This is a genomic window from Enterobacter mori (assembly GCF_025244905.1).
In the GTDB taxonomy this organism is placed as follows: Bacteria; Pseudomonadota; Gammaproteobacteria; order Enterobacterales; family Enterobacteriaceae; genus Enterobacter; species Enterobacter mori_A.
Genome location: NZ_CP104285.1, coordinates 3837773 through 3864449, shown reverse-complemented (window position 1 = coordinate 3864449; position 26677 = coordinate 3837773). Strand labels below are relative to the sequence as shown.

Annotated in this window: 27 protein-coding genes; 17 read left to right on the top strand and 10 right to left on the bottom strand. The window is 58.8% G+C overall.

Annotated elements, in window-relative coordinates; translation table 11 throughout:
* Positions 1-9: 9 nt before the first annotated feature.
* The 8 genes from ruvX to metK form a co-directional block, all read right to left on the bottom strand.
* Positions 10-426, bottom strand: a complete 417-nt coding sequence (gene ruvX, locus N2K86_RS18205; protein WP_006811925.1) for a Holliday junction resolvase RuvX — start codon at positions 424-426, stop codon at positions 10-12.
* Positions 426-986, bottom strand: a complete 561-nt coding sequence (locus tag N2K86_RS18200; RefSeq protein WP_010435456.1) for a YqgE/AlgH family protein — start codon at positions 984-986, stop codon at positions 426-428. Before N2K86_RS18200 ends, ruvX begins: the two co-directional genes overlap by 1 nt.
* A gap of 74 nt (positions 987-1060) precedes the next feature.
* Entirely contained in the window at positions 1061-2008 is a 948-nt protein-coding gene (gene gshB, locus N2K86_RS18195; protein WP_041908326.1) for a glutathione synthase, read from the bottom strand.
* A 19-nt stretch (positions 2009-2027) separates the two neighbouring features.
* Positions 2028-2759, bottom strand: coding sequence for a 16S rRNA (uracil(1498)-N(3))-methyltransferase (gene rsmE / locus N2K86_RS18190; RefSeq protein WP_260661722.1), 732 nt, complete (start codon positions 2757-2759; stop codon positions 2028-2030).
* 51 nt (positions 2760-2810) lie between these two features.
* A complete protein-coding gene (gene endA, locus N2K86_RS18185) occupies positions 2811-3518 on the bottom strand; it encodes a deoxyribonuclease I (protein ID WP_260659531.1) in 708 nt (235 codons plus the stop codon).
* A 94-nt stretch (positions 3519-3612) separates the two neighbouring features.
* A complete protein-coding gene (locus tag N2K86_RS18180; protein ID WP_061097110.1) occupies positions 3613-4110 on the bottom strand; it encodes a SprT family zinc-dependent metalloprotease in 498 nt (165 codons plus the stop codon).
* 58 nt (positions 4111-4168) lie between these two features.
* Positions 4169-5566, bottom strand: coding sequence for a galactose/proton symporter (galP, locus tag N2K86_RS18175; protein WP_089599979.1), 1398 nt, complete (start codon positions 5564-5566; stop codon positions 4169-4171).
* 441 nt (positions 5567-6007) lie between these two features.
* Positions 6008-7162 carry a methionine adenosyltransferase gene (metK, locus tag N2K86_RS18170; RefSeq protein ID WP_260659530.1) on the bottom strand — a complete coding sequence of 385 codons (1155 nt, stop codon included), beginning with the start codon at positions 7160-7162 and terminating at the stop codon, positions 6008-6010.
* A 493-nt stretch (positions 7163-7655) separates the two neighbouring features.
* Here metK and yqgB point away from each other — a divergent pair, with 493 nt between their 5' ends.
* The 3 genes from yqgB (at position 7656) to speB (ending at position 10956) form a co-directional block, all read left to right on the top strand.
* Complete coding sequence (gene yqgB / locus N2K86_RS18165) at positions 7656-7787, top strand: acid stress response protein YqgB (RefSeq protein ID WP_127312443.1); 132 nt, start codon at positions 7656-7658, stop codon at positions 7785-7787.
* Positions 7788-7795: 8 nt separating this feature from the next.
* Positions 7796-9772, top strand: coding sequence for a biosynthetic arginine decarboxylase (gene speA, locus N2K86_RS18160; protein ID WP_120158664.1), 1977 nt, complete (start codon positions 7796-7798; stop codon positions 9770-9772).
* Between the two features lie 263 nt (positions 9773-10035).
* Positions 10036-10956 (top strand): agmatinase, encoded by a 921-nt coding sequence (gene speB / locus N2K86_RS18155; RefSeq protein ID WP_006811917.1) that lies wholly within the window; start codon positions 10036-10038, stop codon positions 10954-10956.
* Positions 10957-10959: 3 nt separating this feature from the next.
* Here the strand turns inward: speB and N2K86_RS18150 are convergent, their stop codons facing one another.
* The gene (locus tag N2K86_RS18150; protein ID WP_260661721.1) at positions 10960-12171 is read right to left on the bottom strand and encodes an MFS transporter; all 1212 of its coding nucleotides are present in this window, start codon (positions 12169-12171) and stop codon (positions 10960-10962) included.
* A 414-nt stretch (positions 12172-12585) separates the two neighbouring features.
* Here N2K86_RS18150 and N2K86_RS18145 point away from each other — a divergent pair, with 414 nt between their 5' ends.
* The 14 genes from N2K86_RS18145 (at position 12586) to N2K86_RS18080 (ending at position 25280) form a co-directional block, all read left to right on the top strand.
* Positions 12586-12909, top strand: coding sequence for a Rieske (2Fe-2S) protein (locus N2K86_RS18145; protein WP_061097121.1), 324 nt, complete (start codon positions 12586-12588; stop codon positions 12907-12909).
* Complete coding sequence (locus tag N2K86_RS18140; RefSeq protein WP_260659529.1) at positions 12906-13214, top strand: recombinase-like helix-turn-helix domain-containing protein; 309 nt, start codon at positions 12906-12908, stop codon at positions 13212-13214. The genes N2K86_RS18145 and N2K86_RS18140 overlap by 4 nt, the downstream gene beginning before the upstream one ends.
* A 10-nt stretch (positions 13215-13224) precedes the next feature.
* Positions 13225-14247, top strand: coding sequence for an aromatic ring-hydroxylating oxygenase subunit alpha (locus tag N2K86_RS18135; RefSeq protein ID WP_260659528.1), 1023 nt, complete (start codon positions 13225-13227; stop codon positions 14245-14247).
* Positions 14247-14996: an SDR family oxidoreductase gene (locus N2K86_RS18130; protein WP_260659527.1), complete on the top strand. Its 750-nt coding sequence runs from the start codon at positions 14247-14249 to the stop codon at positions 14994-14996. The genes N2K86_RS18135 and N2K86_RS18130 overlap by 1 nt, the downstream gene beginning before the upstream one ends.
* A gap of 12 nt (positions 14997-15008) precedes the next feature.
* The gene (locus tag N2K86_RS18125) at positions 15009-15797 is read left to right on the top strand and encodes an IclR family transcriptional regulator (RefSeq protein WP_260661720.1); all 789 of its coding nucleotides are present in this window, start codon (positions 15009-15011) and stop codon (positions 15795-15797) included.
* Between the two features lie 78 nt (positions 15798-15875).
* Positions 15876-16802 carry a VOC family protein gene (locus tag N2K86_RS18120; protein ID WP_260659526.1) on the top strand — a complete coding sequence of 309 codons (927 nt, stop codon included), beginning with the start codon at positions 15876-15878 and terminating at the stop codon, positions 16800-16802.
* Complete coding sequence (locus N2K86_RS18115) at positions 16799-17986, top strand: NAD(P)/FAD-dependent oxidoreductase (RefSeq protein WP_260659525.1); 1188 nt, start codon at positions 16799-16801, stop codon at positions 17984-17986. Before N2K86_RS18120 ends, N2K86_RS18115 begins: the two co-directional genes overlap by 4 nt.
* A 25-nt stretch (positions 17987-18011) precedes the next feature.
* Positions 18012-19268, top strand: coding sequence for an MFS transporter (locus N2K86_RS18110; RefSeq protein WP_260659524.1), 1257 nt, complete (start codon positions 18012-18014; stop codon positions 19266-19268).
* A 10-nt stretch (positions 19269-19278) separates the two neighbouring features.
* Positions 19279-19809 carry a cupin domain-containing protein gene (locus N2K86_RS18105; protein WP_260659523.1) on the top strand — a complete coding sequence of 177 codons (531 nt, stop codon included), beginning with the start codon at positions 19279-19281 and terminating at the stop codon, positions 19807-19809.
* A 9-nt stretch (positions 19810-19818) separates the two neighbouring features.
* The gene (locus N2K86_RS18100; protein WP_260661719.1) at positions 19819-20589 is read left to right on the top strand and encodes an alpha/beta fold hydrolase; all 771 of its coding nucleotides are present in this window, start codon (positions 19819-19821) and stop codon (positions 20587-20589) included.
* Positions 20573-21367 (top strand): SDR family oxidoreductase, encoded by a 795-nt coding sequence (locus N2K86_RS18095; RefSeq protein WP_260659522.1) that lies wholly within the window; start codon positions 20573-20575, stop codon positions 21365-21367. Before N2K86_RS18100 ends, N2K86_RS18095 begins: the two co-directional genes overlap by 17 nt.
* Positions 21368-21376: 9 nt before the next feature.
* Positions 21377-22147: an aspartate dehydrogenase gene (locus N2K86_RS18090; protein WP_260659521.1), complete on the top strand. Its 771-nt coding sequence runs from the start codon at positions 21377-21379 to the stop codon at positions 22145-22147.
* A gap of 9 nt (positions 22148-22156) precedes the next feature.
* Positions 22157-23626, top strand: coding sequence for an aldehyde dehydrogenase (locus N2K86_RS18085; protein ID WP_260659520.1), 1470 nt, complete (start codon positions 22157-22159; stop codon positions 23624-23626).
* Positions 23627-23639: 13 nt separating this feature from the next.
* Complete coding sequence (locus tag N2K86_RS18080; RefSeq protein WP_260659519.1) at positions 23640-25280, top strand: thiamine pyrophosphate-binding protein; 1641 nt, start codon at positions 23640-23642, stop codon at positions 25278-25280.
* A gap of 113 nt (positions 25281-25393) precedes the next feature.
* Here N2K86_RS18080 and N2K86_RS18075 read toward each other — a convergent pair whose 3' ends face one another.
* Complete coding sequence (locus N2K86_RS18075) at positions 25394-26662, bottom strand: OprD family porin (RefSeq protein WP_260659518.1); 1269 nt, start codon at positions 26660-26662, stop codon at positions 25394-25396.
* Positions 26663-26677 lie beyond the last annotated feature (15 nt).

The following is a 26677-nucleotide window of genomic DNA, read 5'->3' as shown; positions in this document are numbered from 1 at the left end:
CCCCGGCGCTCAGTAACCTTGTTCGAAATAGCTTTCGAGAATGATGACGGCCGAGGCGGAGTCGACGCTGCCTTTGTTCAGCGCCCGGAAGCCACCGTGCTCAAACAGGCCTGCGCGCGCTTCGACGGTACTCAGACGCTCATCGTGCAGCTTCACAGACACGCCAAAGCGACCGTGAATTTTGTTGGCGAACTTACGCGCGCGGGCGGTGAGCGGCTGTTCGGTGCCGTCCATGTTCAGCGGCAAGCCCACAATCACGTCGTCCGGCTGCCACTCTTTGAGCAGACGCTCGATAAGGTTCCAGTCAGGCGTGCCGTCATTGGCCTTGAGCGCCGTCAACGGGCGTGCCGTGCCTGTGATGCGCTGGCCCACGGCGACGCCGATGCTTTTGGTGCCAAAATCGAAGGCCAGAAGCGTTCCGCTCATTACGCGTGCCCCGCTACGCCTGGCATGGTCAGAATATCAATCCCAATTAGCTTTGCTGCATCACGCCAGCGATCGGCGATAGGCGTTTTAAACAGGATGTTCATATCTGCAGGTGCGGTCAGCCACGCGTTATCCAGAATCTCTTGCTCAAGCTGGCCTTTCTCCCACGAGGAGTAACCCAGCGCGACAAGCACTTCGGAAGGCTGCTCGGCAGTGCCCAGCGTTTCAAGCACGTCGCGAGAGGTCGTGACAACGGTGTTGTCGGAGATACGAATGCTGGAAGAGAAGACAGGCGGCGTATGCAGGATAAAACCACGATCTTCAGCGAGCGGGCCACCCAGCATCACCGGTTTATCGAGACGGATCTCCGGCAGACGCGCTTCAGCGGTAATTTTCAGCTTGTCCAGAATTCCTTCAACTTGCAGGTTTTCCAGCGGCTTGTTGATGATAATCCCCATCGCACCGTCTTCGTTGTATTCGCAAATATAAACTACGGCGCGGCGGAAAATCGGATCCTGGAGAGCAGGCATGGCAATAAGAAAGTGATGCTGTAAATTCATTGTCAGAGGTACTGTTTCCTGGTTTAAAAAGCGACAGCGCCCAGTATGGGGATAAACCTGGGCGCTGTCACAGATTATTTCTGTAAACGTTTTTCGATAGCGTCCATCAACATTCCGGTGATCGAGATCGGGAACTCCGCTTCGATTTCACGGATGCAGGTCGGGCTGGTGACGTTCACTTCGGTCAGGCGATCGCCGATGATATCCAGCCCAACGAAGATCAGGCCTTTGGCTTTCAGCGTAGGGCCGACGCGGCGGGCAATTTCCCAGTCACTTTCGGTCAGCGGACGGGGTTCTCCACGGCCACCGGCGGCCAGATTACCGCGGGTTTCGCCGCCCTGAGGAATACGCGCAAGGCAGTAAGGTACCGGTTCGCCATCTACCACCAGCACGCGCTTATCGCCGTCTTTGATCGCCGGAATATAGTTCTGCGCCATGCAGTAACGCGTGCCCAGCTCGGTCAGGGTTTCGGCAATCACGCCAATGTTCGGGTCGCCTTCTTTCACGCGGAAAATCGACGCGCCGCCCATGCCGTCCAGCGGTTTCATGATGATATCACCGTGCTTCTGCCAGAATTCTTTCAGCTGCGTCTTGCTGCGGGTAACCAGCGTTTCCGGCGTCAGGTCAGAGAACCAGGCGGTGTAGAGTTTCTCATTACAGTCGCGCAGACTCTGCGGCTTGTTGACGATCAGCGTGCCTTTCTCTTCAGCGCGTTCGAGAATATAGGTGCTGTAAATGTATTCGGTGTCGAACGGCGGATCTTTACGCATCAGGATAACGTTGAGGTCGGCCAGGGCAATGTCCTGCTCGGTGCCGAATTCGTACCATTTGTCGTAGTTCTGCTCGACGTTAACGATGCGGGTGCGTGCGCGCGCTTCACCGTTGATCAGGTAAAGATCGTTCATCTCCATATAGTGGAGTTCATAGCCGCGACGCTGCGCTTCCAGCAGCATGGCGAAGCTGGAGTCTTTCTTGATGTTAATGTTTGCGATGGGGTCCATCACGATGCCGAGCTTGATCATGTTCTTCTCCGTTATTACTTCAACCCAGATCGCCAAACCGTACCTGTAGCGCGGTAATGGCCGTGAGTGCCGTTGTCTCAGTGCGCAGAACGCGAGGTCCCAACAGAATATCAGTAAACTGGTAACGTGCCGTCATCGCAATTTCATCCGCCGACAGGCCGCCTTCGGGGCCAATCAGCAGGCGTACGCGCTCGACGGGCAATGGCAGCGTATTGATGCTGGCGCTGGCGCGTGGATGAAGATTGAGCTTAAGTCCACTGTCCACTTCTGCACACCAGTCTTCCAGGTCCATCGCCGGGCGGATCTCGGGGATACGGTTGCGGCCACTCTGTTCACACGCCGCAATGGCAATTTTCTGCCACTGCTGAATCTTTTTGTTCAGACGTTCCGCATCCAGTTTAACGCCACAGCGCTCAGAAAAAAGTGGCGTAATGAGGCTTACACCCAGTTCAATGGATTTCTGAATCGTGAATTCCATTTTCTCACCGCGCGACATCACCTGGCCCAGATGGATGTGCAGCGGCGATTCACGGTTATCCACTTCGCCACGCAGGACGGTAACGTGTACGCTTTTTTTATCAGACCGCGTGATTTCCGCGTCGAAAACCTGGTTCGAGCCGTCGAACAGCTGGATGGCCTGACCTGCACCCATGCGCAGCACGCGGCCAACGTGGTTGGCGGCGTCATCAGACAGGGCGATTTCGCGGCCTGCGGTAATCAGTTCAGGGTGGTAAATGCGGGGAATGCGCATAGTCAGAAATTCCATGTGTCATGCGATATAAGCGAATTGCCGTAGTGTAGGTTAGCTCTTTTGCGCCTGGCAAGCCCGCTGGACGTAAGGGTTGTGATTCCCCTGGACTTTGGCGATGCGTTCGTCGCGCTGGCATTCCCACTCGGTCACCGGGTACTGCTTGTTCCAGGCATTGAACAGCTGCGTCTGCTGGCGGGAGAGGTTGAGATCATAACGGTCACGCATATAGAAGTAGGTACGGGCGATACTGCCGCGCGCGCGGGCAGGGGGCTCGGCGACTTTCTCTTTGAAATCCACCTTCATGCCGCACTGACCGTACTGGCCTTCGCCACCGTTCCACTGGCTGTACATAAAATTGCCGCGGTCACCGTTCACTTCGCCAACCGCAGGCTGCAGGTTGTGCATATCGCTTTCCATCTGGCGATAAACCGGATCTTTGGAACAGTTTTTACGCCCGCCATCCTGCCAGCACTGGCGCTGGTGGCCAAATTGCCACGCCGGAACGACATGCTCCCATTCAATGCGGCTGGCGCGGTTTTCGTTTTTACGCACCTTATAGCCGCAGGATTCGAGGTCAACGACCCCTTTTTTACCCTGCCAGTTAATTTTGCAGCCGCAGTAAAAATCGCCCGGAACATCAGCGTTCACCTTCACGCCAGCGGCTTTGGCCTGAGAGAAACTGTTGATACCGTCGGCCAGAGCATGGCCGGAAAGCGACGTCGCCAGAAGGGCAACCGCGAGAGAAACATTACGGGACATCTTACACTCCGTGTCAAAACGAGCCCGCAACGTAACGAATGTTGTTCCCGTATGCAATCAGTCAGATCAGGAAAGTTCCTGAAAGTTCAAATGATTATTCGGCGACCAGTGGTTCGCCGCATTTTACGCAGCGGTAGGTCGCTTCACCGCGCACCACACGGTTATGACGGCGGACGGTGAGCTGGTGCTGCTGGCACCGGCAGCGGTAGGGAAATGTATTGCGACGTACTGATTCGAGTTCGAACTGATGCGTGCGGCGAGCCGGAACGCCGAGCACGGCTTCCATCATCCACTTCCACTCTTTCCCGTGCGGTGCCACGCGGCCAAAGTGCTTCCACACCAGAAGATGCGCCAGCTCGTGCGGCACCACTTCCTCAATAAACGCCTGCTGGTTTTCCATCATCAGCACCGGGTTCAGGCGGATCTCATACGATTCCAGCCAGGCGGTGCCTGCTGCGGTGCCACGCTGCTGATAAACCAGCTTCGGTTCAGGATAGTTGCGGCCGAGCTTCAGGTTGGCCTGGGCGAGTTTTTCCCGCAGGCTGCGCATAACGGCTTGCTGTATGGCGATGGGGAGACGGGGAGCTTTCATAGGGGCAGAGCATAAAGCGCGAAGCGGGGAGGTGCAAGGGGCACCTCCCGCCAGAGAATTAGTCGTGTGCGCCGATTTCGCGCAGAGGACGACCTTTCATCAGGTTACGTTCAATGTGTTCCAGTGAAACGTGTTTGGTTTCTGGAACCAGCCAGATAGTCAGAACAATAAAGAACAGGTTCAGACCGGCGTAGACCCAGAAGGTGTTGGCATTGCCCAGGGTATTAAGCATGGTCAGGAACGTTGCGCCGACGATCATATTGGCAATCCAGTTAGTCGCGGTGGAGCAGGTGATACCAAAATCACGCCCTTTCAGCGGCTGGATCTCAGAGCACAGCACCCAAATCAGCGGACCGGCGCTCATTGCAAATCCGACGATAAACATCAGCAGCATCGCCACCGCGAAGTACTGGGCGGTTGGAGAGTGAATGCCCACGTGCATCATGGTGCCCAGCACGCCCATGCCGACGGCCATCACCAGGAAGCCCAGCGTCAGGGTAGGCTTACGTCCCCAGCGGTCCACCAGTCCGATGGCGATAAAGGTCGCCAGCACGTTGGTCAGGCCGACAATAACGGTGCCCCACATCTGCTCGGTCGTGTTGGTATAACCCGCCAGTTCGAAGATTTTTGGCGCGTAGTACATGATGACGTTCATCCCGGTAAACTGCTGCATCACCTGCAGCAGCACGCCGAGGAACACCGCGCGGCGGAAGTTGCTGTTCTCTTTAAACAGCGCCCAGCCGGACTGTTTCACCTTCAGACTTTCGCGGATCTCTTCCAGCTCATTTTTCGCCTCAGCACTGGTATCGCGCAGGCGGAGCAGCACCCGTTCAGCATCAACGAAGCGGCGTTTTGCGGCAAACCAGCGCGGGCTGTCCGGCAGGAAGAAAACGCCAATCAGAAGCAGGATGGCCGGGATGATGATCACGCCGAGCATCCAGCGCCATGCGCCGCTGTAGCTGAACGCGGTATCGGAAAGGTAAGCGCCCAGAATACCAATGGTGATCATCAACTGGTACATGGAAATCATGCTGCCGCGGATTTTCTCCGGCGCGATTTCGGAAAGATACAGCGGTGCGGTATAGGAAGCGACGCCGACAGCCAGACCCAGCAAGACGCGGGAAAGAATGAGTACTTCAACGTTAGGTGCAGCAGCAGAGAAGAGTGAACCGGCAACGAACAGGATCGCGCCGATCATCAGGCTCTTTTTGCGCCCGAGCTTGAAGGAGAGCCAGCCGCTGCCAACGGCACCGACTGCCGCACCAAACATCATGGAGCTGACCACCCATTCCTGGGTATGCGCAGTAATCTGGAACTCGTCTGCGATGAAAGGAAGTGCGCCGGCAATCACGCCGATATCCAGGCCAAAAAGTAATCCTGCCAGGGCGGCGAGGAAGCAGACGAAGAATGTCATCGCCTTGTTGGACGTACGCCCCTGTTTATTATTGTCAGGCATTATGCCCTCCATTTGATTTATCAGTTTTGTCGATGTTAAGGGTAGGTGAGTGACCCGTAAAAATATGTGAGACAAATCACATTGGTGTAATCGGTTACATTAACGTGCAACCGTAAAAATAATTAAAGCTTTGAAAATATAGAGGTAAAAGAGGTGATTCGCATCGCGAAAGGACACATTTCAGACTTAACTGAAAGGAAATGTAACAGCATAAGAAAAGCTATCACGCAAAGAGATTATTCTGAAAGAAGGATATATTCGTCATGGTGTAAGCGGTTTCAAATGGTGCGGCTTTGAGCAGGGTGGCGGCTGCGCCTTACCCGGCCTACAAACACCTCAAAACCCGTAGGCCCGTGCAAGCGAAGCGCCGCCGGGCAAAATGACCGCACAAATGCAAAAGGCCAGCCCGAAGGCTGGCCTTTTAAAAGCGCTGTCAGTCGATTACTTCAGACCGGCAGCTTCACGCAGCAGAGCGGCTTTGTCGGTTTTTTCCCATGGGAAATGTTCGCGACCAAAGTGACCGTATGCAGCGGTTTCTTTGTAGATTGGGTGCAGCAGATCCAGCATCTGAATCAGGCCGTATGGACGCAGATCGAAGAACTCGCGCACCAGCAGCGTCAGCTGTTCTGAAGGCACTTTTTCAGTACCGAAAGTTTCCACCATGATGGAGGTCGGTTCCGCCACGCCGATAGCGTAGGAAACCTGGATCTCACAGCGGTCAGCCAGGCCAGCAGCAACGATGTTTTTCGCAACATAACGTGCAGCGTACGCGGCAGAACGGTCAACTTTAGACGGGTCTTTACCGGAGAACGCACCGCCGCCGTGACGCGCCATGCCGCCGTAGGTATCCACGATGATTTTACGACCGGTCAGGCCGCAGTCGCCCATTGGGCCGCCGATAACAAAGCGTCCGGTTGGGTTGATGAAGAATTTGGTCGCAGAGTTCAGCCATTCGGTCGGCAGAACCGGCTTGATGATCTCTTCCATCACCGCTTCCTGCAGGGATTTCTGATCGATATCTTCAGAATGCTGAGTGGACAGAACCACCGCATCAATGCCAACGATTTTACCGTCGTCATACTGGAAAGTGACCTGGCTTTTCGCATCCGGACGCAGCCAGGACAGGGTGCCGTTTTTACGCACTTCAGCCTGACGCTGCACCAGACGGTGTGCGTAGGTGACAGGTGCTGGCATCAGCACGTCGGTTTCGTTAGTTGCGTAGCCGAACATCAGGCCCTGGTCGCCCGCGCCCTGCTCCAGCGGATCGGCGCGGTCAACGCCCTGGTTGATGTCGGGGGACTGCTTGCCGATAGCGCTCAGAACGGCGCAAGAGTTGGCATCAAAACCCATATCAGAATGTACATAGCCGATCTCACGCACCGTGTTACGGGTGATCTCTTCGATATCAACCCATGCGCTGGTGGTGATCTCACCGCCGACCAGAACCATGCCGGTTTTGACATAAGTTTCACACGCTACGCGCGCTTTAGGATCCTGGGCAAGGATCGCATCCAGCACCGCATCGGAGATTTGGTCAGCAATTTTATCAGGATGTCCTTCTGATACGGACTCGGACGTAAACAGGTGTTTTGCCATGTTTTATTTCACCTAAGAGGAATTTGGTTAGCTCGAACTGCTGTGTGGAATAGCCAAAGGAGAGTATTCTACCAAGGCCTGCAGGTTTTTGACACTGGCAGTCTGAGTGTTAATCAGTATAGATGGATTAACATCTGGACGTCCATTTTAGGTCACTTCTTCACCCGATTTCCAGTTTTTTTTGATTCATCTCTCACTGCGTTGAAATCAAAGCTGGAAATATTTCCTGACGGCACTGGCAACCCACGCATTTTTGTTTTGCTTTTTAGCCACCTTCTCGGTATAAAACGCGGCGCGCGGAACGCGATCGCGCAACCCGCATTTTAGTCTGCAAACCTGCCGATGTTAGACCCATCTCGGCGCTTCTCAGTATCTTCAGAGACGCTTGCGTGCTCTGAAAAACTGAACAAGGGCGCTCTTGTTAATACAAGAGTTTTCTCGTGGTTTCGCCGAACCTTGTCATACAGAGTTCGGATACGTGTTTTACAATGATATGAATAAGAAACCGGTCGCACGGTCTGGATTTCAGCATACTCTGCTGGGAAACGGAGCCGTTTATGGGTTGTTATCGCCGTATAACGCTGCGATAGTAGTCAACTGTTTTACACTTAATACAAAGAGTTGAGGTTCGCTATGTCTGACGACATGTCTTCTTTTTCGCCTTCGTCAGCGGGCGAACAGGGTGTACTACGTTCTATGCAGGAGGTTGCGATGAGCTCCGAGGAAGCCAGCAAGATGCTGCGCACCTACAATATTGCCTGGTGGGGCAATAACTACTACGACGTCAACGAACTGGGTCACATTAGCGTCTGCCCGGATCCCGACGTCCCTGAAGCGCGCGTGGACCTCGCTAAGCTGGTGAAAGCCCGTGAAGCTCAGGGTCAGCGTTTGCCTGCACTGTTCTGCTTCCCGCAGATCCTGCAACATCGCCTGCGTTCTATTAACGCCGCGTTTAAACGTGCACGTGAATCCTACGGCTATAAAGGCGACTACTTCCTGGTTTACCCGATCAAGGTTAACCAGCACCGCCGCGTGATTGAATCTCTGATCCACTCCGGTGAACCGCTGGGCCTGGAAGCGGGTTCTAAAGCGGAACTGATGGCGGTTCTGGCGCACGCGGGCATGACCCGCTCGGTGATCGTCTGCAACGGCTATAAAGACCGTGAATACATTCGTCTGGCGCTGATTGGCGAGAAGATGGGCCACAAGGTTTATCTGGTTATCGAGAAGATGACTGAAATCGCAATCGTGCTGGAAGAAGCCGAGCGTCTGAACGTCATCCCACGCCTTGGCGTGCGTGCGCGTCTGGCCTCGCAGGGTTCCGGTAAATGGCAGTCCTCCGGCGGTGAAAAATCCAAGTTCGGCCTCGCGGCGAACCAGGTGCTGCAGCTGGTGGAAATCCTGCGCGAGCGCGGTCGCCTCGACAGCATTCAACTGCTGCACTTCCACCTCGGCTCGCAGATGGCCAATATTCGCGACATCGCCACCGGCGTGCGTGAATCGGCGCGTTTTTACGTTGAGTTGCACAAGCTAGGCGTGAACATTCAGTGCTTCGATGTGGGCGGCGGCCTCGGCGTGGACTATGAAGGGACCCGCTCGCAGTCCGACTGCTCTGTAAACTATGGCCTGAACGAATACGCCAACAACATCATCTGGGCGATTGGCGATGCCTGCGAAGAGAATGGCCTGCCGCACCCGACGGTGATCACCGAATCCGGCCGCGCGGTCACCGCGCACCATACGGTACTGGTCTCTAACATCATCGGCGTTGAGCGTAGCGAAATCACCGAAGCGACGCCTCCGGCAGACGATGCCCCACGTTCTCTGCAAAGCATGTGGGAAACCTGGCAGGAGATGCACGAACCCGGCACGCGCCGCTCCCTGCGCGAATGGTTGCACGACAGCCAGATGGACCTGCACGACATTCACGTTGGTTACTCTTCAGGCACCTTTAGCCTGCAGGAGCGCGCGTGGGCAGAGCAGCTCTATCTGAACATGTGCCATGAAGTGCAGAAGCAGCTCGACCCGAGCAACCGCGCGCACCGTCCGATTATCGACGAGCTGCAGGAGCGTATGGCGGACAAAATGTACGTCAACTTCTCGCTGTTCCAGTCAATGCCGGATGCCTGGGGTATCGACCAGCTGTTCCCGGTTCTGCCGCTGGAAGGGCTGAACCACGCCCCGGAACGTCGTGCGGTGCTGCTGGACATCACCTGTGATTCCGACGGCGCTATCGACCACTACGTTGACGGCGACGGTATCGCAACGACGATGCCAATGCCGGAGTACGACCCGGAGAACCCGCCGATGCTGGGCTTCTTTATGGTCGGTGCGTATCAGGAGATCCTCGGCAACATGCACAACCTGTTCGGGGATACCGAAGCGGTTGACGTGTTCGTGTTCCCTGACGGCAACGTGGAAGTTGAGCTCTCTGACGAAGGGGACACCGTAGCGGACATGCTCGAATACGTTCAGCTGGATCCGAAAAAACTGCTCACCCAGTTCCGCGACCAGGTGAAAAACACCGGTCTGGACGACGCGCTGCAGCAGCAGTTCCTGGAAGAGTTTGAAGCGGGTCTGTACGGGTATACCTATCTGGAAGATGAGTAAGGCATTCGCCTTTCCCCTCACCCCAGCCCTCTCCCCAAAGGGGAGAGGGTGTTCAAATTCCCTCTCCCCTTTGGGGAGAGGGTCAGGGTGAGGGGCAAAGACCGCACAATGCCCTATACTCACTTGAACCCGCATGCATTACCGGCGATAATTCGCCCCAATTAGCGATTTACGAATCAATCCCTTCCTCGTCGGGTTTAACGACGCGGAGGGGATTTTTTTTCATCTGTTTTTAATGAATCGACTTTAAAAGAGGTCAGGACATGAGCACTTTAGGTCATCAGTACGATAACTCTCTGGTATCTAACGCGTTTGGTTTTTTACGCCTTCCAATGAATTTCCAGCCGTACGACAGCGACGCTGACTGGGTGATCACCGGTGTGCCGTTCGATATGGCAACGTCTGGCCGCGCAGGTGGCCGCCACGGTCCGGCCGCTATTCGTCAGGTTTCCACCAACCTGGCCTGGGAGCACAACCGTTTCCCGTGGAACTTCGACATGCGCGAGCGCCTGAACGTGGTGGACTGCGGTGACCTGGTGTACGCCTTCGGCGACGCGCGTGAGATGAGCGAAAAGCTGCAGGCGCACGCCGAGAAGCTGCTGGCGGCCGGCAAGCGCATGCTCTCCTTCGGCGGGGACCACTTCGTGACCTTGCCGCTGCTGCGCGCCCACGCGAAGCACTTCGGTAAAATGGCACTGGTGCACTTCGATGCGCATACCGACACCTACGCGAACGGCTGTGAATTCGACCACGGCACCATGTTCTACACCGCGCCGAACGAAGGCCTGATCGACCCAAACCATTCGGTACAGATTGGTATCCGCACCGAGTTCGACAAAGACAACGGCTTCACCGTGCTGGACGCGGGCCAGGTCAACGATCGCGGCGTGGACGATATTCTGGCGCAGGTTAAGCAGATCGTCGGCGATATGCCTGTGTACCTGACTTTCGATATCGACTGTCTGGATCCGGCGTTTGCACCGGGCACCGGTACGCCGGTTATCGGCGGCCTGACCTCTGACCGCGCGATCAAGCTGGTGCGCGGCCTGAAGGATCTGAACATCGTCGGTATGGACGTGGTGGAAGTGGCACCGGCCTACGACCAGTCCGAGATCACCGCGCTGGCTGCAGCGACGCTGGCGCTGGAAATGCTCTACATCCAGGCGGCGAAAAAAGGCGAATAAGCCTTACGCGCTCACTGCTGCTGCGCGACGCATGCGCAGCAGCAACATTCCTCCTGCGAGCAGAGTAATGACCTGCGAGACGACCAGCACCGAAAAACCAGAGCTGACCGACCCCACCGATTTCATCACCATCCCCATCAGCAGCGGAATAAACGCCGCGCAGATATTGCCTATCCCATTAATAATACCGTACGCACTGCCCACGGCGTCCCGGGCGGCGTGATGTTGGATCACCGCAGGAATGGCGGCCCCCTGCAATCCCCAGAACACATTAGCGGACAGCATAAACAGCGCCAGCCATGCGGGCTGATGGCTGAGCATCAGCGCGACCACGGACAGTGCCGTCAACGTACCGCCCACCACAAACAGCACCGGCGCCTGTTCCGGGCGCATTTTGTCGAGCAGCACGCCGCCCAGAAACTTTGACCCTAGGCTCAGCAGGAAGGGGATCGCCGCAAGCCAGCCCGTCGCGTGCAGCGAAAAGTGATGCTCGTCGCGCAGCCAGGCGGGCAGCCACGCGCTGCTGCCCCACAGATAGCTCAGCGTGGCGATTTCAACCAGCAGGATCCAACTCAGAAGCGGCGTTTGCCAGGCCAGGGTAAACGTTTTTATAAACCCAGGTTTTTTCATCTTCACCGGGCCGTGTGGCGCAGGCAGAAAACGCCAGATGAGCCCGCCACCCAGCACCAGATTCATCACCGCCAGCGCGTAAAATGACCCGGCCCAGCCCAGATGCGCCATCAGCCAGGTGACCAGCGGAAAGCCCACGGCCAGCCCGAGAGAGACGCCCAGCGCGGTGACGGCGTTGGGTTTGCCGATCTCTTGCGCGCCAAAGTTATCGCTGATAAAGCGCGTCTTCAGCGAAAAGAGCGGCCCTTCGGCAATGCCCAAAACCACGCGGGCGATAAGCATACCCATTAGAGAACCCAGCAGCGGAGAAATCGCGCAAACCGCGGCCCAAATCGCAATGCTGCTTAATAATCCTTGCCGATAATGGAGTTTGCTTTCGATAACCGGCGTTAATAGTAGAGCTGAAAAACCATAACCCAGCAGAAAACAGGTCATGAGCATGCCTTGTAACATTCTGTTTTCATTTAGCTGGAAATGTTCGGCAAATTCCGGGTTTAAAATCATTACCGAGATATTAACCCGGTCGACGTAGGAAATAATAATCAGTAATAACAGTGCAATTGTACCTTGCCATCTTGCCGTCATCATGCCCGCCTTACGTTTTCATTTATTTATATTTTTATCAAAGTGATTGTCACGGAGCTAAAATGGTTCACTGGTGAAACTCATTGTTAATTAAGGGTAAATAAATTTTTTGTTTCACTGGTGAAACACCAAATGTGTGACGCCACTTTATTTTTAAGGAACAAAAAGAAAAGAAGTCAATATCTTTTATTGAAATATCGAGGGCATTAATAAATCGTATTTATCACGCTGCAATAATGAAAATTTCATATCGCTGCATTTTTTCGTGATCCTTTGCACACTTAGTTAATTAATTGCTATTCAATTAACAAATTCGTCACATTGTCGCTTGACGAAACATTCATCGCTTTTATATTGACCGTATTAAATAAGAAACAGAGTTTCATATATGAAACAAAAGCCTGGAGGATCGTGATGAGCTGGATAGGCGTATGTGACGCAGAACAAGTACAGGAAGATTTCCCTTTTAGCGGCAGCGTCGAGGGGAAGGAGATCGGCGTTTACCTGATTGACGGTGAATATTACGCGCTGGAAGACGTATGCCCGCACGCCTATGCCCTGCTGAGCCAGGGCTTCGTGGAAGACGGCAAAGTGGAATGCCCGCTGCACGAGGCGGTGTTCGACGTCAAAACCGGCCAGTGCCTGCACGGCCCCGGTGGTCGCAACCTCAACCGTTACCCGGTTCGGGTCTTTGAAAATCAAATCCAGATTACCTTCGTCGAGGAGACCGTGGCATGAGCGACACCCTGAACTACAACCCGGCGCTGCCGGAAAGCCGCCAGTTTACCCCGCCTGCAGAGGGCGGCAACGGCGCGATCCATAAGCCGGGTGACTACACCAACCTGATCTGGCAGACCCGCAGCCGCGAGCCGGAAAGCTGGGAGGTGAACCTGATTGCCACGCTGGAAGAACTCTTCGAACAGGGCGTTGAAACCCTACCGGAACTGGTGAACGGGCTGAACGCGGTGCGCATGCACGACCAGCAGGGAGAGCCGTGGAGCGACGCCAGCTTCCAGGCATTCTTACAGGTTAACGGTTACTGAGGACAACGCGATGACGACGACCGTACAAAACTATCTCGATAAAGGCCTGCGCGGCCTCTGGTATCCGGTGCTGGCAAGCTGGGAAGTGCAGTCTGCTCCTGTGGGCATCACCCGCCTGGGCGAGCAGATTGTGGTCTGGCGCAACAAAGACGGCCAGGTGCAGGCGCTGGAAGACCGCTGCCCGCACCGCGGCGCGCGCCTGTCGATGGGCTGGAACCTTGGCGACCGCATTGCCTGCTGGTATCACGGCGTGGAAGTGGCTGGCAACGGCGAGGTGAAGGACGTGCCCGCCGTGGATAAATGCCCGCTGGTCGGTCAGCAGTGCGTGCGCAGCTATAACGTGCAGGAGGCGCACGGCGCTATCTTCCTGTGGTTTGGCGTCACCGCTGACCAGCAGCCGGACGAGCTGACCTTCCCGGATGAACTTGCCGATACGGAAAGCTTCAGCAACTTCCTCTGCACCGCCGCATGGAAGTGCAACTACCAGTACGCGCTGGAAAACGTGATGGACCCGATGCACGGCACCTATCTGCATTCGTCGTCGCACTCAATGGCGGAAGGGGATCGCAAGGCCGACATGGTGCTCCAGCCGACCAAAACCGGTTTTATTTTTGAGAAGAAAGGGCAGAGCGGCGTCAACTTCGACTGGGTTGAACTGGGTAACAGCGGCACCTGCTGGATGCGCCTCTCCATTCCTTATAAGAAGCGTTTCGGGCCGGGCGGCCACTTCTTCATCGTCGGCATGGTGGTGCCGGAAGATAACGACAACTGCCGCGTCTTCTTCTGGCGCATTCGCCGCGTGCAGGGCTGGCAGCGCGACATGTGGCGCTTCATGTACCGCAACCGCCTGGAGAAACTGCACTGGGAAGTGCTGGAGCAGGACCGCGTGGTGCTCGAAAGTCTCGCCCCGAACGCCCGCGACCATGAATACCTGTACCAGCATGACGTCGGCCTCTCCCGCCTGCGCCGCATGATGCAAAAAGCCGCGAAAGAGCAGCTGGCAGCACGCGAAGAACAGCAGGGAGCCGCCTGATGAACGGGCTGCTGAGCGGAAAGCGCATCGTGGTGACCGGTGCCGCGCGCGGGCTGGGCTATCACTTTGCCAAAGCCTGCGCGGAGCAGGGTGCAAACGTAGTGATGTGCGACATCCTCAAAGGCGAGCTGGCCGAAAGCGCGCATCGGCTGAGCGAACAGGGCTATGCGATCGAATCGCACGTTATCGATCTGGCCGATCCGCAGTCTATCGAAGAGGTATTCAGCGCCATTGCCGAGCAGGGGCAAATTGACGGTCTGGTCAACAACGCGGCGATGGCGACGGGCGTGGGCGGCAAAAATATGCTCGATTACGATCCGGACCTGTGGGATCGGGTGATGAGCGTGAACGTCAAGGGCACCTGGCTGGTGACGCGCGCCGCCGTGCCGCTGCTTCGCGAAGGGGCGGGCATTGTGAACGTGGCGTCCGACACCGCGCTGTGGGGCGCGCCGCGCCTGATGGCCTACGTTGCCAGCAAGGGGGCCGTCATTGCCATGACCCGGTCAATGGCGCGCGAGCTGGGTGAAAAACGTATTCGTATCAACGCCATCGCGCCGGGGCTAACCCGCGTCGAGGCGACGGAATATGTCCCCGCCGAACGGCATCAGCTCTACGAAAACGGACGCGCGTTAACCGGGGCGCAGCAGCCGGAAGACGTCACCGGCAGCGTGGTCTGGCTGTTAAGCGATCTGTCGCGGTTTATCACCGGACAGCTGATCCCGGTCAACGGCGGTTTTGTCTTTAACTAAGGTAGGGCGATGATGGCAAACGATCAGGAAGTGAAGTATCTGGTGCCGGGGCTGGAGCGCGGTTTACAGCTGCTGTTGGCCTTTGGCGAGCAGCATCGCGATCTGACCTTTGCCGAACTGCACCGGCTGGTGGATATGCCGAAGGCGACCGCCTACCGCGTGGTGCAGACGCTGGAGTATATGGGCTTTCTGGAGCGCAACGCGCGCACCAATACCTTTTCGCTGGGCATGAACGTGCTGCGCCTGGGCTTTGAGTACATCGCCTCGCTGGACGTTGCGCAGGTCGGCCAGCCGGTTATTGAACAGCTGCGCGACCTGAGCCAGTGCAGCAGCCATCTGGCGATCCGCGACGGGCGCGACATTATCTACATCGCCCGCGTCAGCGCCGCCGGGTCGCGCATCAATCAGGTCAGCATTGGCACTCGCCTGCCGGTGCACTGCACTTCGCTGGGCCGCATGCTGCTGACCGATATGTCCCGCGCCGATTTTGAACTGTTGTTCCCGCACGAGCGCCTGCCGGGCAACACGCCGGGACAGCTTCACGACCGCGAGGCCCTGTGGCAGATGGTGCAGCAGGACAAAGCCCGCGGGTTTGTCATCGGCGAATCCTTCTTCCGCCACGGTATCTCCTCCATCGTCTACCCGGTGTATGACCGAAGCGGACGCGTGGCGGCGGTTGTCAGCATTCTGGTGCCGTCGGAAGAGATCCCGCAGACCGACCGCGAGCGCCTGCAGAACGAGGTTCGCCTCGCAGCGGATAAAATTTCTGGCTTCTTAGGGTATCTGTCACAAGCCAGTTAAATCAGTGAGTTAACGTCAGGCGCTTGACCGCGTCGGGCATGTTTTACGCCCAATTTGGGCCAGATGAGGCAACGAACGATGAGTGTAACCGGAATTGAAAAGCTGGAATTTGGCGTGGAAGACCTGACGCACTGCGCCAAGTTTATGCGTGATTTTGGCCTGACGGGCGATGCCAGCGGCCAGCGTTTTACTACCCTGAGCGGCGCGCGCGTGGAACTTAACCCGATCGACAGCCCGGACCTGCCGCCGGCGTTTGAAACGGGCAACACCTTGCGCCGCATGACCTGGGCGGTGGCTACACATTCAGATCTGGATGCGCTGCGCCCGAAGCTGGCACAGCAGCCCGGCTTTCGCGAGGTGGGCGACGCGCTGGAGTGCCTCGACCCGAACGGCATGACGCTGCGCGTGCAGGTCAGCCAGCAGACTGACGTGGAGCTGAACGTCGAGCCAATTAACCAGTGGGGCGACGCCCGCCGCATTGACACCCCCAGCCCGGTTTACGATCGCGCCCAGCCGATCAACGTGGGGCACGTGGTGTTCTTCGTGGAAGAGCTGGCCGCGGTGGAGAAATTCTACCGCGAGGTGCTCGGCTTCCAGGTTTCTGACCGCTACATCAACCGCGCCGTGTTCCTGCGCTGCGGCGCGCGCGGCGGTCATCACAACCTGTTCCTGCTACAGCTGCCGAACCGCAGGCGTGGGCTGAACCACGTGGCCTTCACCGTGCGCGACATCCACGAGGTAATCGGCGGGGGGATCGCGATGAATAAAAATGACTGGAGCACCTTTATCGGGCCGGGCCGCCATCCGGTGTCGTCGGCGTACTTCTGGTACGTCAACAGCCCAACAGGCGGGGCGTTTGAGTATTACACCAACGACGACTACCTGACCGAAAACTGGCAGCCGCGCGAGCTGGAGCACTCGCTGGTCTCCTTTACCGAGTGGGCGGTGGAAGGCGGGATCGACCACGACACGCGCCGTCAGCAGAAAAAGCCGGAGGCGGTATGACGTCGCGCATTGTCATTATCGGCGGCGGCCAGGCGGGCGGCTGGGCAGCGAAAACCCTGCGTGACGAGGGCTTCGACGGTGAGATTTGCGTGGTGGCGGAAGAAGAGTGGGATTTCTACGAACGTCCGCCATTATCGAAGGCGACGTTGCTGGAGCCAGAGGCATCACTCCCGCGACTGTTTAGCGACGAGGCGCAGCAGGCGCTGAACCTGACCTGGTACCGTCCGCTGCGTGCGGAGCAGATCGACCGCGAGGCGAAAACGGTTCGTTTAAGCAGCGGCGAACACCTTAGTTACAACATCCTTTTGATGGCCACCGGGGGGCGGGCTCGCCTGCCGGGGGAGGCATGGGCGGCGCATCCGCAGGTCTATACCCTGCGCCACTGGCAGGACGCGCAGCGTCTGAAGGCGCGGCTGACGGAAAGTAAAAAACTGGCGATTATCGGCGGCGGCTGGATCGGACTGGAGATTGCTGCCTCGGCGCGGAGAAGCGGCGTGGCGGTCACCCTGTTCGAGCAGCAGCCCGCGCTCTGCATGCGTTCGGTGAGCGGCGAGGTGTCGCAGCGCTTAGAAGCCCTCCATAGGGAGCAGGGCGTGGAGATCCGCACCGGCTGCGGCGCGCTGGAGCTGGAGGACGACAACGGCCTGCCGGTCATTCACTGCGACGGCCTGCGCGAAACCTTTGACGCGGTGGTGGTTGGGATCGGGGTCGATCTCAATCTGGAGCTGGCGCGCGACGCGGGGCTGAAAACCGGGCGCGGGATCGTCGTGGATGCCCAGGGCCGTACCTCGGATCCGCTCATCTTCGCCGCAGGCGATGTGGCCCAGCACCACCAGTACGGCCTGTGCATTCAGTCATGGGCGTTCGCCCAGAATCAGGCGGTGGCGACGGCGAAGGCGATGCTCAATCCCGATGCGCCAGGTTACGACGACGCGCCCTGGCTGTGGTCGGATCAATACCAGCACAACATCCAGATCCTCGGTATTCCGCAGCCGGGGAGCACAACGATAGTGCGTGACGATGCGCTGTTCTTCTCGCTGGACGAAAACGGACGGCTGACGCAGCTGGTGGCGTTTAACGATGCGCGTACCGTCAAGCTGGCGAAACGCTGGATGGCGGCGGGGCGGGATCTGTCCGACGTGCCGCTCGGCGACCCAACCTTTTCACTGATGTCACTGCGATAGCTAACCCGCACCCGTAGGGGGAGACATGACCACATTAGAGACCAACACCGCGCCCGTTGAGGCAAGCGGTGAGGGAACCCGTACGCCTGAAAAAGCGGTGCGCTGGGCCATCCCGCTGTCGCTGCTGGCCTGCGTGCTGCTGGCGTTTTTCGACAAAATCAGCATCGCGGCGCTGTTTTCTGACGGCCATTTCCAGCAGGCGATGGGCATTGATTTCGACACCACGCGCCTCGGCATTCTGATGAGCGCGTTCCTGCTGAGCTACGGCTTTTCGTCGGTCTTTCTCAGCGGCTTAGGCGACAAAATTGCGCCGCTGCGTCTGCTCACCGGGATGATGGCAGTGTGGTGCGTGCTGATGGTGGCGATGGGCTTTACCCACAACTACACGCTGATGATCGTCCTGCGCATTCTGCTGGGCGTGGCGGAAGGGCCGCTGTTCCCGCTGGCCTTCGCCATCGTACGCCACAACTTCCCGCAGCATCTGCAGGCGCGCGCCACCATGCTGTGGCTGCTGGGCACGCCGGTGGGCGCGGCGATTGGTTTTCCGCTCTCCCTCTGGCTGCTGAACACCTTCGGCTGGCAGAGCACCTTTTTCGTGATGGCGATGCTCACCGTACCGGTGCTGATCTTTGTGCGCATTGGCCTGCGCGGGATCCGTCTGGAGGCGAAACCGAGCACCTCGCAGGCGTCTCAGGACGAGCGACGTGCCGCGCGCCGCGAGCTGTTTGTCAGCCCGCACTTCTGGATCATCTGCATTTTTAACATCGCTTTCCTGACCTACCTGTGGGGCATCAACGGCTGGCTGCCGGGCTACCTGATTAAGGGCAAAGGCATTCACCTTGAGCACGCGGGCTGGCTGTCGTCGATGCCGTTCATCGCCATGCTGGCGGGGGAAGTGATTGGCGCGTGGCTTTCGGACCGGGTCGATAAGCGCGCGGCGGCCTGTTTTATCTCGATGGCGGGGGCGGCCGTCGGCCTGGCGGCGGTGATGCACCTCGATACCCCGCTGACCATCATCGCGGCGATGAGCTTCAGCACCTTTATGTGGGGTACCGGCGCACCCAACATTTTCGCCCTGCTGGCGAAGGCCACCCATCCACGGGTGAGCGCCACGGCGGGCGGCATCTTCAACGGGCTGGGAAACTTTGCGGGCGCGCTGTCGCCGGCGGTGATGGGCGCGCTTATCGCCTTCACCCACAGCATGGATTCCGGGCTGATTTTTCTGGCGGTGATGGCGGCGGTGGGCTGCGTCCTGTTACTGCCGCTGCTGAGACGTTACTGAGGAGAGTGTCATGACTGATTCAACCGTAACCAACAAAACGGGCATCAAACCTGACCATCTGACGATGGAAGAGTGGGTCGAGTCGCGCATCGCGCGCTTCGAAGGCCGCAAGTACGACTGGAACGCGCTGAAGTTCCAGGCCGATTTTGATCCGAAATACCGCCGGGCGCAGATGCGTTACATCGGCACCGGCGCAACGGGCGTGGCGAACGATACCAACACCGTGCAGGCGGATCACTTTACCTTCTCCACCATGGTGCTGCCGTCGAAGTGCGAAGGGCCGCTGCATCTGCACGACGACGTGGAAGAGGTGTTCTTCATGCTTAAAGGGCAGATCACGCTGATGATCCAGGACGGCGACAACTACACCGAAACCGTGCTGCGCGAGCGTGATCTGATCTCCGTCCCGCCGGGCATCTATCGCGGGCTGTTCAACCACGGTGAAGAAGAGGCGCTGATGTGCGTCATGCTGGGGACCAATAAGCCGGAAATCCCGACCTACCCCGCCGATCATCCGCTCTCTAAAGTGAAGCGGAACTAAGGGGGCATGATGACGGGTTTTCGTGAACAGGGAAGCGGCATTCCGCTGATGCTGCTGCACGGTATCAGCTCCGGCGCGGCCTCCTGGCACAAGCAGATGACGCTGGACGGCTTTCGCGTGCTGGCGTGGGACATGCCCGGCTATGGCGAAAGCCCGATGCTGGCGGTTGAGCGGGCAAACGCGGGGGATTACGCCGACGCGCTGGCGGCGATGCTCGATCGCGCGGGCGTCTGGCAGGCGGTGCTGTTGGGTCATTCGCTCGGCGCGCTGGTCGCCAGCGCCTTTGCGGCGAAGTTCCCGGATCGCGTCATCCATCTGGTGCTGGCGGATGCCGCGCAGGGCTACGGCAATGCCGCCCCGGCGCAGCGCGAGCAGGTGTGGCGCAATCGCGAACAGCAGATGGCGCTCGGCGGTGAGATCCTCGCCCAGACCCGCGCGGCGAAGCTGCTGCACCCCGGCGCGCGCGCGGAGGACATCGAGACCGTTGCGACGGGCATGCGAGCCCTGCGCCCGGAAGGCTATCTCGCCGCCGCGTGGATGCTGGCGCACGACGATATTCACGGCTGGCTGACGCGCTATTCGGGCACCTTTGAAGTCTGGTGCGGCGAGCAGGATGCCATTACCCAACCTGAGCTGGTGCAGGGGCTGGCGGTTCGCTACGGCATGCCGTTCACCGCCATTCCGCAGGCCGGACACGCCAGCTATCTCGATAACGCGGCGTTTTTTAATCAACAGCTTTTACGTATTCACCAGGAGGTAGGCGATGAATGCACACATTGACGGACGCGTAGCGGTCGTTACCGGCGGTTCGTCCGGCATTGGCTTTGAAACGCTGCGCCTGCTGCTGGGCGAGGGGGCAAAGGTGGCCTTCTGCGGCCGCGATCCGGACCGGCTCGCCAGCGCCCACGCGGCGCTGCAAAACGACTATCCCGACGGGGAGATTTTCTCTTATCGCTGCGACGTGCTGAAAGCCGACGAGATGCAGGCCTTCGCGGAGGCGGTGCAGGCCCGCTTTGGCGCGGCGGATATGCTGATCAACAACGCCGGGCAGGGCTACGTGGCGCACTTCCACGACACCCCGCGCGAGGCGTGGCTGCACGAGGCCGAGCTGAAACTGTTCGGGGTGATCAACCCGGTGCAGGCGTTTCAGCCTCTGCTGGAGCAGTCCGACATCGCCTCCATCACCTGCGTGAACTCTCTGCTGGCGCTGCAGCCGGAGGAGCACATGATCGCCACCTCCGCCGCTCGCGCCGCGCTGCTGAACATGACGCTCACGCTCTCCAAAGAGCTGGTGGGCAAAGGCATCCGCGTGAATTCAATTTTGCTCGGCATGGTGGAGTCCGGCCAGTGGCAGCGACGCTTTGAAAATCGGACCGACAAAAGCCAGAGCTGGCCGGAGTGGACGGCGGATATCGCCCGCAAACGCGGCATTCCGATGGCGCGCCTTGGTAAACCGCAGGAACCCGCACAGGCGCTGCTGTTTCTTGCCTCGCCGCTGGCCTCGTTTACCACCGGTGCCGCGCTGGACGTTTCCGGCGGCTTCTGTCGCCACCTGTAAGGACGCATCATGAAAAAGATCATGTTAATTGGGTTTGGCGCCATGGCGCAGGCGGTGATTGAGCGTCTGCCCGCTGGCGTTGCTATCGGCTGGATCGTGGCACGCGAATCTCACCATGCGGCCATTCGTGAACAGTTTGGCGATAGGGTGGTGGCGTTGATCTCTCCGATGGACTGTGCGGAAACGCCCGATCTCGTACTGGAGTGCGCCAGCCAGCAGGCGGTGGCGCAGTATGGCGAAGCGATTTTAGGGCGCGGCTGGCATCTGGCAGCGATCTCCACCGGTGCGCTGGCGGACAGCGCGCTGGAGCAGCGGCTGCTCGCGGCGGGAGGCAAACTGACTCTGCTCTCCGGTGCGGTTGCTGGTATCGACGGGCTGGCGGCGGCGAAAGAAGGTGGGCTTGAACGTGTGACCTATCAGTCGCGCAAAAGCCCGGCCAGCTGGCGCGGCAGCTATGCAGAGCAGCTTATCGATCTCAATTCTGTTTCAGAATCAAAAGTCTTCTTCGAAGGCAGCGCCCGCGAGGCGGCGCGGCTGTTCCCGGCTAACGCCAACGTGGCGGCGACCGTGGCGCTCGGCGGCGTCGGGATGGATGAGACCCGCGTGCAGCTGATGGTCGACCCGGCGACGACGCGCAATACCCACACGCTGCACGTGGAAGGATTGTTCGGCGAGTTCCATCTTGAGCTGAGCGGGCTGCCGCTGGCTTCTAATCCTAAAACCTCCACCCTGGCGGCACTGAGCGCGGTGCGCGCCTGCCGTGAACTGGCCTTGAGCTGAGGAGTGACGATGAACGATCTGAAGATTTTTATCGGCGGTCAGTGGCGACACGGCGGCGGCAACCTGATGCAGAGCCAGTTCCCGGCGGACGGCTCAATCAACGCGACGCTTAACGCCGCAAGCCTGGACGATCTGGAGGATGCCATCGACGCAGGCGAACGTGCGTGGCGCGCTCCGGACTGGCGCAACCGCCTGCCGCACATGCGGGCGAAGATCCTGTACAAGGTTGCCGATCTGATTGAGTCCCGCGTGGATGAGCTGGCGCAGATGCAGAGCCGCGATAACGGCAAGCCGCTGGCGGAAGCGCGCGGGCTGGTGATGAGCGCAGCGGGGACGGCGCGCTATTTCGCCGCCGCCTGCGAGCTGCTGGAAGGGGAACTCCCGACGCCGCGCCAGCCCGATTTGCTAACGCTGAGCCGCTATGAGCCGCTCGGCGTGGTGGCGGCTATCACGCCGTGGAACTCGCCGATTGCCAGCGAAATGCAGAAGGTCGCCCCGGCCATTGCCGCCGGTAACGCGGTGATCCTCAAGCCCGCCGAAGCCACGCCGCTGATGGCGCTGGAGCTGGCGCGGATTTTTGAACAGGCCGGGCTGCCCGCCGGGCTGCTGAGCGTGCTGCCGGGCAAAGGCTCGGTGATTGGCGATGCGCTGGCGCGCCATCCTCGCGTGCGGAAAATTTCCTTTACCGGTGGCACCACCACGGGCCGTCATCTGGCGCACGTGGCGGCGGAAAAGCTGATCCCGGCCTCGCTGGAGCTGGGCGGGAAATCCCCGACCATCGTGCTGGAAGACGCCGACCTCGAACAGGCCGCGCGCGGGATCTGCTACGGCATTTTCAGCTCGGCGGGGCAGGCGTGCATTGCCGGATCGCGGCTGTTTATCCACGAGAGCATTTACGCGCCGCTCATGGCGCGGCTGCTGGAGTTAACTCGCGGGCTGCGCGTCGGACACCCGTTTACCGAAGGCGTGCATGTAGGGCCGCTGATCAACGAGAAACATCGCCAGAGCGTGCAGGAATATGTCGAGCTGGCGAAGCGCGAAGGGGGGCGCGTGCTGTGCGGCGGGGAGATCCCGGCGGATCCTGCTCTGGCAAACGGCAGCTTCTTCCAGCCCACGATTATCGAGGGGCTGAGCAACAGCGCCCGCGCGTGTCAGGAGGAGATCTTCGGCCCGGTGCTGGTGGCGATGCCGTTTTGCGATGAAGCGGCGCTTATCCGCGAGGCGAACGACTCGGTTTATGGCCTGGCGGCGGGGATCTGGACGCGCGATACCGGACGCGCGCTGCGTCTCAGCGAACAGCTGGAAGCGGGTACGGTGTGGATCAACACCTACAAAGTCTTTGCGATTTCGACCCCGTTCGGGGGCTATAAAGAGAGCGGTCTGGGCCGCGAAAAGGGTATTCAGGGGCTCAAAGCCTGGATGCAGCAAAAGAGCATTTATCTGGCGACGGGTAACAGCGTCAACCACTGGTGCGACTGAGAAAGGGTGAGCAATGAGCGAAATGATAACCGTCGGCGACGCCATCGCCAGAACGCTGGAGCAGTATCAGGTTGAGGCCATCTACGGCGTCATCTCCATTCACAACCTGCCGATCGCTGACGCGGTGGGGCAGCGGGGCAACATCCGTTTTGTACCCGCGCGCGGCGAGGCGGGATCCGTTACCATGGCCGACGCCCACGGGCGCTTTTCCGGCCTCGGCGTGGCGCTGACCAGCACCGGCGCGGGAGCGGGTAACGCGGTAGGTGCGCTGGTGGAAGCCATGAACGCCTGCACGCCGCTGCTGCATTTAACCGGGCAGGTAGAGAAAGCCTGGCTGGATGCCGACACCGGGTTTATCCACGAAACCCGCGACCAACTGACCTTCCTGAAGGCCAGTTCAAAGCGGGCGTACCGCATCAGCAACGCCAGCCAGGCAATTGCGATTCTGCATAAAGCGATTCAAGAGGCGCAGACGCCGCCGTGCGGGCCGGTCTCTGTGGAAATCCCGATTGATATTCAGGGCGCGAAAATTCCGCTGTCGCTGGTGACGAAACCGGTGAAACCGGCTTCGGTTCCAGCCGTAGATCCCGCGACGGTTGACGCATTGTGGACGCAACTTAAGCTGGCAAAACAGCCGCTGCTGTGGCTGGGCGGCGGGACGCTGGGAAGTGCTGACGCCGTGAAAAAACTGGCGGATGCGGGCGTGACGGTGATCTCCAGCACCCACGCGCGCGGCGTGTTGCCGGACAGCCATCGCGCCAGCCTGCGGGCGTTCCACAACTCGCCGTCAGTGGAGGCGCTGATCGCGCAGTGCGATTTTACGCTGGTCGCCGGTTCACGACTGCGTAGCAATGAAACCCGTTCCTGGACGCTGGAGCTGCCGCACCCGCGCGTGCAGATCGATATCGACCCGGCGGCGGCAAGCCGTAACTACCTGATGGATAGCACGTTGGTCGCCGATTGTTCAGCGCTGCTTGGCGCGTTGGTTGAAAAAGCTCAGGGCCGGGAATGGGGTAACGCCCAGTGGGATATGCAGGTGCAGCAGGCGGTTGAGCAAGCTGAGCAGGGGCTGCGCGAGCAGTGTGGCGCTTATGCGACGCTTAACGATGCCATTGAGAAAGCGCTGCCGAAAGACGGCTTGCTTGTGCGTGATATCACCGTGTCCGGCAGCCTGTGGGGCAGCCGACTGTTCCGCGCCAACGGCCCGCTGATGAACATTCACTCCCTTGCAGGGGCGATTGGCATGGGGCTGCCGATGGCGATCGGCACCGCGATTGCTAACCCGCAGCGCAAGGTGGTGGGGCTGGTGGGCGACGGTGGCCTGAGCCTGAATTTAGGCGAGATGGCGACGCTGGCGCAGGAAAAAGCCAACGTGACGCTGCTGATCATGAACGACGGCGGTTACGGCGTGATGCGCGGTATTCAGGATAAGTATTTCGGCGGGCGTCAGTACTATAACGAACTGCATACGCCGGACTTTACTCTGCTGGCGCAGGCGATTGGCCTTCAGGCGTGGAGCGTAGAGCGGGCAGAGGATTTTGATGCGGTGATGACGGAGGCGCTGGCGATGCCGGGGCCGTCGGTAGTGGAAGTTCGGATGGGGCAGATTGGCGCGCTGAAGTTTGCCGGGCCGCCGCAGAAATCGCTGTATTGATACCGTGGATATTGCCCGGTGGCGCTGCGCTTACCGGGCCTACTGTTTCTCCCTCAACCACAGCGAGAAAACCCCAGGCCGGGTCAGGCGAAGCCGCCACCCGGCTTTTTTCATCAGAACACGTTAAACGGGTATTCCACGTAAGCGCGGATCTCATCCCCACCTACGTTGTAATCGCTGGCGTTGCTGGAGACACGCAGCACGGAATAGCGCAGTTTCAGTTTCAGATCTTTCGCCGGACCGTCCTGCACCTGGTACTGGATCTGGTTAAACCACTCGTGCTCTTTGCCGTTGCTGGTCTCAGAGGTCTTGATGTTGTCGCCACGCACGTAGGCGGTGGTCCAGCTCAGGCCCGGCAGGCCGAGGCCGCCGAAGTCCAGACCGTAAGAGGCCTGCCATGAGCGTTCATCTTCACCGTTAAAATCAGACCAGTAGGAGTTCGCCAGCCAGATGGTGTTGCCGCCGTCACCCACGCCGCCCTGGTCGCGATAGCCGCCGTAGTTGTAGCCCGTGCTGCCGCTGCTCTGCTGGTACGCCACCTTGAAGGTGTGAATATCCCAGATATAGCTCGCCGCCAGGCTCCAGATGGTGTTGCTGCGCCCGGTGTCCAGGTTGTCTGCGTAGCCCTGATCCAGGCGCGAATTGTAGCCGTTGAAATCAAGCACCAGCTGCTGTCCGGTGCTGAACGGCTGTTTGAAGTTCAGGCCCAGATACTGCTTGTTCATCACCTCTTCATTATGAGAGGCGTAAAGCGCGCCGCTGAACTGGTCGTTGAACTGGTAGCTCGCGCCGCCAAAAGTCAGGCTCTTCAGCCCGCTGTCGTGGCGGTCGTCACTTTTACGCTGCTCGTCGATGAAATAACCGGCGTTGATTTCCAGCCCGTCGATCTCTTTTGAGGTCAGCATAGCGCCGGTGTAGCTTTCAAACAGCAGGCGGGAGCTGTCGGCATTCACGATAGGCAGCTCAGGACGCTGGTTCCCGTAGCTCAGCACGGTATTCGAGATACGTATTTTGGCCGTCGCGCCAAACTTCGCCAGATCGGATTTGGCCCGGCCGTCGTCTTCCTGCTTAAAGAAGTCGATGCCGCCCGCGCCGCTTTTGCCGCGGCCGCCGTCCAGGCGCACGCCATACTGGGCGATGCCGTCCACGCCAAAGCCTACCAGCCCTTCGGTATAGCCGGATTCAAAGGTAGCGATAATGCCCTGGCCCCATTCGGCTTTATCCTGCTGACCCTGATGATAATCGCGGCTGATATAGGCATTACGTAAAAACAGATCCAGATGGCTGTCGTCAATAAAACCCTGGCTGTTGGATTGCTGGCTTGCTGCGGCAGGTAATGCGGCGAATAAACTTAACGCAATTAATGATAATTCTTTTTTCACGGAGGGAACGTCTCT